Raw genomic sequence first — 8,380 nt, 5'->3', positions numbered from 1 at the left:
AAAAGGCACCATAGTAGCTATCATGCAGGGCACTAAATCAGAAACCATGATTCCCTTACTATCCCGGATACCGCTTAGGCTACGCAAAAAAGTCAGCGAGATAACCCTTGATCTAGCTTCCAACATGGGACTTATAGCCAAGAAATGTTTTCCGTATGCTGTTCAGGTTATAGACCGCTTTCATGTTCAGCAACTAGCAAGTGCTGTTGCTATAATCTCTGGAAATTTATAAGACGATTGGAGTGCGTACACATTCTCGACTGAAAAAATGAAGAGAATCTACGCACTCTTTGTTTGTTATATTGTTGAGGGGCTTATATTTTTTAGTGAGTAAAAGAGTATTTTATGAAAAAGTATGTTGTACTTTTGAGTGTAATTATTAGTTTGATATATGATACTCGAGCACAAGAAAGAGGTCGGAATTCATTTAAAATTCAATCCAGTGAAAAATCAGTTTTTGATTTTGCGCTGAAAAAAGATTACTTTATATCTGCTTTAAATAAAGAAGACAATTTTATGCAAATTGTCAAATTAGAAAAAAACGATAAGAGTTTTGCGTCAAATGGTAAAAGGCTGACATATAATTTTATAATTAGTAAAGTCAATGATACGGCCTCGGTTGTAAATCGTCAAATAAGGATCGAAGATAATTTATATAAAAATTATGTAAATTTCTATGTGGATAAGGGGATTACCAATGATACATTATGTTATACATCGATTATAAACGAACTTAATCTAGTGAGATCAACTACGGGAGAATGACTAATTTAGGTTACTGTAGTATTACGATGATGATAAAATAGTTTTAATATATATCTTATGAATTTTTGCTCGAAAATAATAGTTGTTCTGTTTTTATTAATTCCTATACATTATTCAATGGCGCAACTAGTCTTTTTGGATAATGAGACTAAATTGCCTGTGCCTTCTGTTAACATTTATAATAGTAATGGAAATTTAATTGGTTTTTCAGATAAAAACGGTGAAATGGAGTTGATTCCAGAGATAAGGACATCAATTGTTTATCCAATTGATGTGTCGGTGCAACATATTTCCTATGATACACAAAGATTTAAAATTCTTTCGGAAGAAATCAAGCAAAATGTTCTTTTGCATCAGCGAGAGAATAAGTTGGAGGAAGTGGAGATAGTGAAGATACCCGCTGCTGATTTCTTATGTTTAAGAGGTTATTATCGCTCATTAGAAACTTTTAATTTGAAACATAAATACTTTTCGGATGGAATAGTTGAATTTTATATTCCGCTAAAAAATGGAAAAGTAAAATATCGACTACTAAATTATCGTGTTTTCCGGGATTCTGCTGTTGTGGATGAATACAATAAAAAGATGTGGAGCTTTTTCACTACTCCTAGAATGGCTGAGATATTTTCTGGAAAATTGTCAGATCGCCTAAAAAAGTATGAAATAAAGAATTATGATGATAGAAGGACTGAGCTAATTAAAGAGGAGAAGGTCGTTGGTTATATTTCGCCTTCGCTTGACCAGCAATCTGTTTGCTACTATGTTGATCAAGTATTGCCGGACTCTGTTAATCTTGAAAAAATACTGAGCATAGAGGCTAAAACAAGACATGATGTTTATATTGAAAATTATCGCAATCACAAAATTTCAGATCTTTCACCCAAAGATTTGATAAATGTTTACCAACTCGTCACTGGAAGTATAAAACGAAAAGCAGAATATGATCACATTCCATATGAGGTTATGAATGAATTTTATGTAATGGACAGTGAATTTTTATCTACTAAGGAATATAAATTGTTAGAATCAACTTTAGTAAAGAATTTTAATAAGACCTACGATAAAAGTAGTTTTTCTAGTTCTTTTTGGGAAGAGCTAGATGCTTATAACATCCCTCCTATAAATGATGTTTTAGCAAAGCAAATAGGTGAAAATCTTAAATTGAGTAACTAGAGATCAATTTATAATTTTTGAATGCAGAGATGTGAATTTAACAGATTACCATATTTTAATTAAATTGAATGGTTTCTGAAATTCGGTTTTTTGTTTTGAAAACAATGTAATTGAGAACACCTGTAAAGACAAAGTTAAATTGCTGAAAAAAATAAAGTTACATATTTGCATGATTTAAATTTTCTTATTATCTTTGCACCTCATTTGGTTACGTAGTTTGTGAAAGCTTCATGATCGGTGAGATTAAAAATGAATGTTACGTTATGCTTCCAACTTACTAACAAACATTTAACAATTAAATTCAAAACAAAATGGCAAAAGAAGTCAGTGCGTTAGTAAAATTACAAGTAAAGGGCGGTGCTGCAAATCCATCTCCTCCAGTAGGACCTGCGTTAGGTGCTAAAGGTGTGAACATCATGGATTTCTGTAAGCAATTCAACGCTCGTACGCAAGACAAACCAGGACAAGTATTACCTGTTGTCATTACAGTTTACAGCGACAAATCTTTTGATTTTATCATTAAGACTCCTCCTGTAGCAGTACAATTAAAAGATGCTGCTAAATTGAAGAGTGGTTCTGGTGAGCCTAACCGTAAAAAAGTTGCTTCTATCACTTGGGAGCAAGTTGAGGTTATCGCTAAAGATAAAATGCCGGATTTGAACGCATTTACTGTAGAGTCTGCCATGAAAATGGTGGCTGGAACAGCACGTAGTATGGGTATTACCGTTTCTGGTAACGCTCCTTGGAACAATTAATTAACGAAATCAGTTTAAGAAAGTGGCTAGATTAACAAAAAATCAAAAAGCGGCACTATCCAAAATTGAAGCTGGTAAGGCGTACTCTTTACTAGAAGCAGCTGCTCTAGTAAAAGAGATTACTACGACTAAATTTGATGCTTCTGTGGATATCGACGTTCGTTTAGGCGTGGATCCTCGTAAAGCAAACCAAATGGTACGTGGTATTGCAACATTACCTCACGGAACTGGTAAAACTGTTCGTGTTTTAGTATTGTGTACTCCTGATAAGGAAGAAGAAGCTAAAGCAGCAGGTGCCGATTTCGTAGGTCTTGATGACTATATCAGCAAAATCGAAGGTGGTTGGACTGACGTTGATATCATTATTACTATGCCTAGCGTTATGGCTAAAGTTGGTAAATTAGGACGTATTTTAGGTCCTAGAAACTTGATGCCAAACCCTAAAACTGGTACAGTTACTACAGAAGTAGGTAAGGCTGTAACCGAAGTTAAAGGCGGTAAAATTGATTTCAAAGTTGACAAAACAGGAATCATCCACACTTCAGTTGGTAAAGTGTCCTTCGAGGCAGATAAGATTTATGAAAACGCATTGGAAGTGTTACAAACGCTTTCTCGTTTAAAACCATCTGCAGCAAAAGGAACATACTTTAAGAGTATTCACATCTCTTCAACAATGAGTCCTGGTATTCATGTTGAAACTAAATCAGTAGCAGGAATTTAATCATGAGAAAAGAAGAAAAACAAGAGATTGTTCAAGCTTTGGCCGAACAGATTAAATCTTACGGTAATTTCTATATCACTGATACTGCTGATTTAACTGTAGACAAAGTTAATAATATTCGTCGTAAGTGTTTCGATCAAGGAATCATTATTCAAGTTGCTAAAAACTCGTTAATCGAGAAAGCACTTATCGAGGCAGGAATCGATTCAGAAGAACTACGTAGCGTACTTAAAGGTGCTTCTACATTGTTGTTCTCTGAAACAGGAAATGCTCCTGCGAAGTTGATTAAAGAATTGCGCAAATCTGGTGATAAACCAGTTTTAAAAGCGGCGTATATTCAAGAGACTGCTTTCGTAGGTGACGATCAATTGAATGCATTAGTTAGCCTTAAATCTAAGGACGAACTTGTTGCAGACATTATCGCAGCACTTCAATCTCCAGCGAAGAATGTTATTTCTGCTCTTCAATCAGGTGGAAATACAATTTCAGGATTAGTAAAAGCTTTAGAAGAAAGAGGCTAACGAATACCTCTCTAAAAAGACATTCGTGCATTAATTAAACAATTTTTTTTTAAGTACATTCAAAAATCAAAATAAAATGGCAGATTTAAAACAACTTGCTGAACAGTTAGTTAACTTAACGGTAAAAGAAGTTAAAGAATTAGCTGATATCTTAAAAGACGAGTATGGTATCGAGCCTGCTGCTGCTGCTGTTGCAGTTGCTGCTGCTCCTGCTGAAGGTGGCGCTGCTGCTGCAGAAGAGAAAACTTCATTCGACGTTATCTTGAAAGAAGCTGGTGGTCAGAAATTAGCAGTAGTTAAATTAGTTAAAGACTTAGCTGGTTTAGGTTTGAAAGAAGCTAAAGATTTAGTTGACGGAGCACCTAAAGAATTGAAAGCTGGTGTTTCTAAAGACGAAGCTGAAGCGTTGAAAAAACAATTAGAAGAAGCTGGAGCTGTTGTTGAGATCAAATAATCTCACATATTAAAGCACCTAAAAGGTTTAGACTCTGTCAAGATTTTTGACAGAGTCTTTCCCTGTTTATATTATTACATGCGTCAAATGGGTGCTGACATTTGACAAAAAACATGATTACAGCATAGTTGGCTCAGTTTTTTTAAACTAAAATTCTTATTCCCTTGGCAAACAATAATATTCAAAACGAAAGAGTGAATTTTGCTACAAGTAAGAAGGTAATCGATTACCCGGATTTCTTGGACGTTCAATTGCAATCTTTCAAGGAGTTTTTTCAATTAGAAACTACTTCTGACAATCGCCATCAGGAAGGGCTGTTCAAGGTTTTCGCAGAAAACTTCCCTATTTCTGATTCAAGAAACATCTTCGTGCTAGAGTTTTTGGATTATTTTATCGATCCTCCTCGCTATGACATCCAAGAATGTATAGAGCGTGGCTTGACGTATAGCGTTCCTCTTAAAGCAAAATTGAAGTTATCTTGTAATGATGAAGAGCACGAAGACTTCGAAACAATTGTGCAGGATGTATATTTAGGAACTATTCCTTACATGACTCCAAAAGGTACCTTCGTAATCAACGGAGCGGAGCGTGTAATCGTTTCTCAATTACACCGTTCTCCTGGTGTTTTCTTTGGTCAGAGTAGACACACAAATGGTACTAAACTTTATTCTGCAAGGGTAATTCCTTTTAAAGGATCTTGGATCGAATTTGCAACAGACGTGAACAACGTGATGTATGCTTATATCGACCGTAAAAAGAAATTCCCAGTTACTACTTTGTTGCGTGCTATCGGTTATGATTCAGATAAAGATATCTTAGAATTATTCGATCTTGCAGATGAGGTTAAAGTAAGTAAATCTGGTCTTAAAAAATACGTTGGTCGTCGTTTGGCTGCCAGGGTATTGAAAAAGTGGATCGAAGATTTCGTGGATGAGGACACAGGAGAGGTTGTTTCTATCGATCGTAACGAAATTATTTTAGAACGTGAAACAGTTTTAGAGGAAGACCACATTGATTTGATTATCGACGCAGGTGTTAAATCTATTATCCTTGCGAAAGAAGACGCTTCAAACAACGCGGATTATTCCATTATATATAATACATTACAAAAAGATACTTCAAACTCTGAAAAAGAGGCTGTGGAGCATATCTATCGTCAGTTGCGTAACGCGGAACCACCTGATGAAGAAACCGCTCGTGGTATCATTGATCGTTTGTTTTTCTCTGACAAACGTTATGACTTAGGGGATGTTGGTCGTTACCGCATTAACCGTAAGTTGAAATTGGGTACTGCCGACGATATCAAAGTGTTAACACGTGAAGATATCATCGCTATTGTTAAGTACTTAATTAACTTGATTAATTCTAAGGCAGAGGTTGATGACATCGATCACTTGTCAAATCGTCGTGTACGTACGGTTGGTGAGCAGTTGTATGCGCAATTTGGTGTAGGTCTTTCTCGTATGGCACGTACAATTCGTGAGCGTATGAATATTCGTGATAACGAGGTGTTTACACCTACGGATTTGATCAATGCGCGTACATTGTCTTCGGTAATTAACTCTTTCTTCGGAACGAACCAGTTGTCTCAGTTTATGGATCAAACCAATCCATTGGCGGAGATTACACACAAGCGTCGTTTGTCAGCGTTAGGGCCTGGAGGTCTTTCGCGTGAGCGTGCAGGTTTCGAGGTTCGTGACGTTCACTACACACACTATGGTCGTCTGTGTACTATTGAAACACCAGAGGGACCAAACATCGGTTTGATTTCTTCTTTGGCTGTACACGCAAAGATCAATAATTTAGGTTTTATCGAGACTCCTTATCGTAAGGTTTCTGAGGGTAAAGTTGTTGTTGATCAGCCTGTTGTTTATCTATCTGCAGAGGATGAAGATGATAAAACAATTGCACAGGCAAATGCACAGTATGACGATCAAGGTAACTTCTTAGATCCTAAAGTAAAAGCAAGATACGAGGGTGACTTTCCTATTATCGAGCCTGAGCGCTTGGATTATATGGACGTTGCTCCAAATCAAATTACTTCTATTGCAGCGTCGTTGATTCCTTTCTTGGAGCATGATGATGCTAACCGTGCGTTGATGGGATCGAACATGCAACGCCAGGCAGTTCCTTTGTTGCGTCCAAGTGCGCCGATCGTTGGTACAGGGCTAGAAGCTCGTGTGGCATCAGATTCTCGTACGTTGATTAACGCAGAAGGAAATGGTATCGTTGAATATGTAGATGCGAATGAAATCAAAATTCGTTACGAACGTACGGAAGATGACCGTTTGGTTTCTTTCGACGATGAAGTAAAGACATATAAATTAACAAAATTCAAGAAAACCAACCAGAATACTTGTATCAACTTGAAACCTATCGTGACGAAAGGACAGAAAGTAAGTAAAGGTGAAGTATTATGTGAGGGATATGCGACGGAGAATGGCGAGTTAGCTTTGGGCCGTAACTTAAAGGTTGCATTCATGCCTTGGCAGGGATATAACTTTGAGGATGCGATTGTAATTTCTGAACGTGTTGTGTCTCAGGATTTATTTACTTCTCTTCATATCGAGGAGTTTGAATTAGAGGTTCGTGATACAAAACGTGGTGAGGAAGAGTTAACTGCTGATATTCCAAATGTTTCTGAAGAGGCTACAAAAGACTTGGATGAGAACGGTATTATCCGTATTGGTGCTGAGGTGAATGGAGGCGATATCCTTATTGGTAAAATTACACCAAAAGGGGAGTCTGATCCTTCACCGGAAGAAAAACTTCTTCGTGCAATCTTCGGAGACAAGGCTGGTGATGTTAAAGATGCTTCTTTGAAAGCTTCTCCATCATTGAAAGGCGTTGTTATCGATACGAAGCTGTTCTCTCGTGCTAAGAAAATGTCCAAAGAAGTTGAAAGAAAAGCTTTGGAGAAATTGGAAGTAGCACATGATAGAGCTGTTAAAATTCTTAAAGAGCGTTTGGTTGAAAAGCTATTTACAGTGGTAAATGGTAAAACCAGTCAAGGTGTTTACAATGTGTATAAAGAGCTTTTGGTACCGAAAGGAGCTAAGTTCACGCAAAAAATCTTAACGGATTTAGACTATACACATATTAATCCGACAGGTTGGACAACTGACGATGATAAAAATGAGTTGATCAAGTTAGCTCTTCACTTCTATAATATTAAGATCAATGAAGAGTTGGGAACTTTCAAACGTGAGAAATTTGCAATTTCTGTTGGGGATGAGCTTCCTTCAGGTATTGTTCAAATGGCTAAAGTTTATGTAGCTAAAAAACGTAAATTGAAAGTTGGTGATAAGATGGCTGGTCGTCACGGTAATAAAGGTATTGTTGCACGTATTGTTCGTGATGAGGATATGCCTTTCTTGGCGGACGGAACGCCTGTCGATATCGTATTGAATCCATTAGGTGTACCTTCCCGTATGAACCTTGGACAGATTTATGAAACTGTATTAGGCTGGGCAGGTCAGAAATTGGGAATGAAGTTCGCTACTCCAATCTTTGATGGTGCTGAAATGGGTGAAGTGGAAGAATGGATCTCTAAAGCGGAGTTACCTGCTTCTGGTAGAACATATCTTTATAACGGTTTGACAGGAGAGCGTTTCGATCAACCTACTACCGTGGGAATTATTTACATGCTGAAACTAGGTCACATGGTTGATGATAAGATGCATGCTCGTTCTATCGGTCCTTACTCGTTAATTACACAACAACCTTTAGGTGGTAAGGCTCAGTTTGGTGGTCAGCGTTTTGGAGAGATGGAGGTTTGGGCATTGGAAGCATTTGGTGCATCGAACATCCTTCAAGAAATCTTAACCGTGAAATCCGATGATGTAATAGGGCGTGCTAAAACTTACGAGGCGATTGTGAAAGGAAATAATCTTCCTACACCTTCGGTACCAGAATCGTTTAACGTATTAGTACACGAGTTACGCGGCTTAGGTTTAGATATCACATTAGATTAATCAGTTGCTGCCTAATG

At 37.2% G+C, this 8,380-nt stretch carries 8 protein-coding genes; all 8 read left to right on the top strand.

What is annotated here, in order from left to right; genetic code table 11:
- Positions 1-232: transposase (locus tag ACSZOX_RS19745; protein ID WP_437921913.1), on the top strand; the 232-nt coding region annotated here is incomplete at its 5' end.
- A 113-nt stretch (positions 233-345) separates the two neighbouring features.
- On the top strand, positions 346-765 hold the full coding sequence (locus ACSZOX_RS19740; RefSeq protein ID WP_437921912.1) for a hypothetical protein: 420 nt from the start codon (positions 346-348) through the stop codon (positions 763-765).
- 117 nt (positions 766-882) lie between these two features.
- Positions 883-1,938: a hypothetical protein gene (locus ACSZOX_RS19735; RefSeq protein ID WP_437921911.1), complete on the top strand. Its 1,056-nt coding sequence runs from the start codon at positions 883-885 to the stop codon at positions 1,936-1,938.
- Between the two features lie 311 nt (positions 1,939-2,249).
- Entirely contained in the window at positions 2,250-2,693 is a 444-nt protein-coding gene (gene rplK / locus ACSZOX_RS19730) for a 50S ribosomal protein L11 (protein WP_437921910.1), read from the top strand.
- Between the two features lie 22 nt (positions 2,694-2,715).
- Positions 2,716-3,414, top strand: a complete 699-nt coding sequence (rplA, locus tag ACSZOX_RS19725) for a 50S ribosomal protein L1 (RefSeq protein WP_437921909.1) — start codon at positions 2,716-2,718, stop codon at positions 3,412-3,414.
- A 2-nt stretch (positions 3,415-3,416) separates the two neighbouring features.
- Entirely contained in the window at positions 3,417-3,935 is a 519-nt protein-coding gene (gene rplJ / locus ACSZOX_RS19720) for a 50S ribosomal protein L10 (RefSeq protein ID WP_437921908.1), read from the top strand.
- A gap of 76 nt (positions 3,936-4,011) precedes the next feature.
- Positions 4,012-4,389, top strand: coding sequence for a 50S ribosomal protein L7/L12 (gene rplL / locus ACSZOX_RS19715; RefSeq protein ID WP_002992785.1), 378 nt, complete (start codon positions 4,012-4,014; stop codon positions 4,387-4,389).
- Positions 4,390-4,553: 164 nt separating this feature from the next.
- A complete protein-coding gene (gene rpoB / locus ACSZOX_RS19710) occupies positions 4,554-8,363 on the top strand; it encodes a DNA-directed RNA polymerase subunit beta (protein WP_437921907.1) in 3,810 nt (1,269 codons plus the stop codon).
- Positions 8,364-8,380 lie beyond the last annotated feature (17 nt).

The organism is Sphingobacterium sp. LRF_L2, assembly GCF_965644235.1.
Taxonomy (GTDB): Bacteria; Bacteroidota; Bacteroidia; order Sphingobacteriales; family Sphingobacteriaceae; genus Sphingobacterium.
Note: the sequence above shows the minus strand (reverse complement) of the source record. Positions and strands in the feature narration are given on the sequence as shown.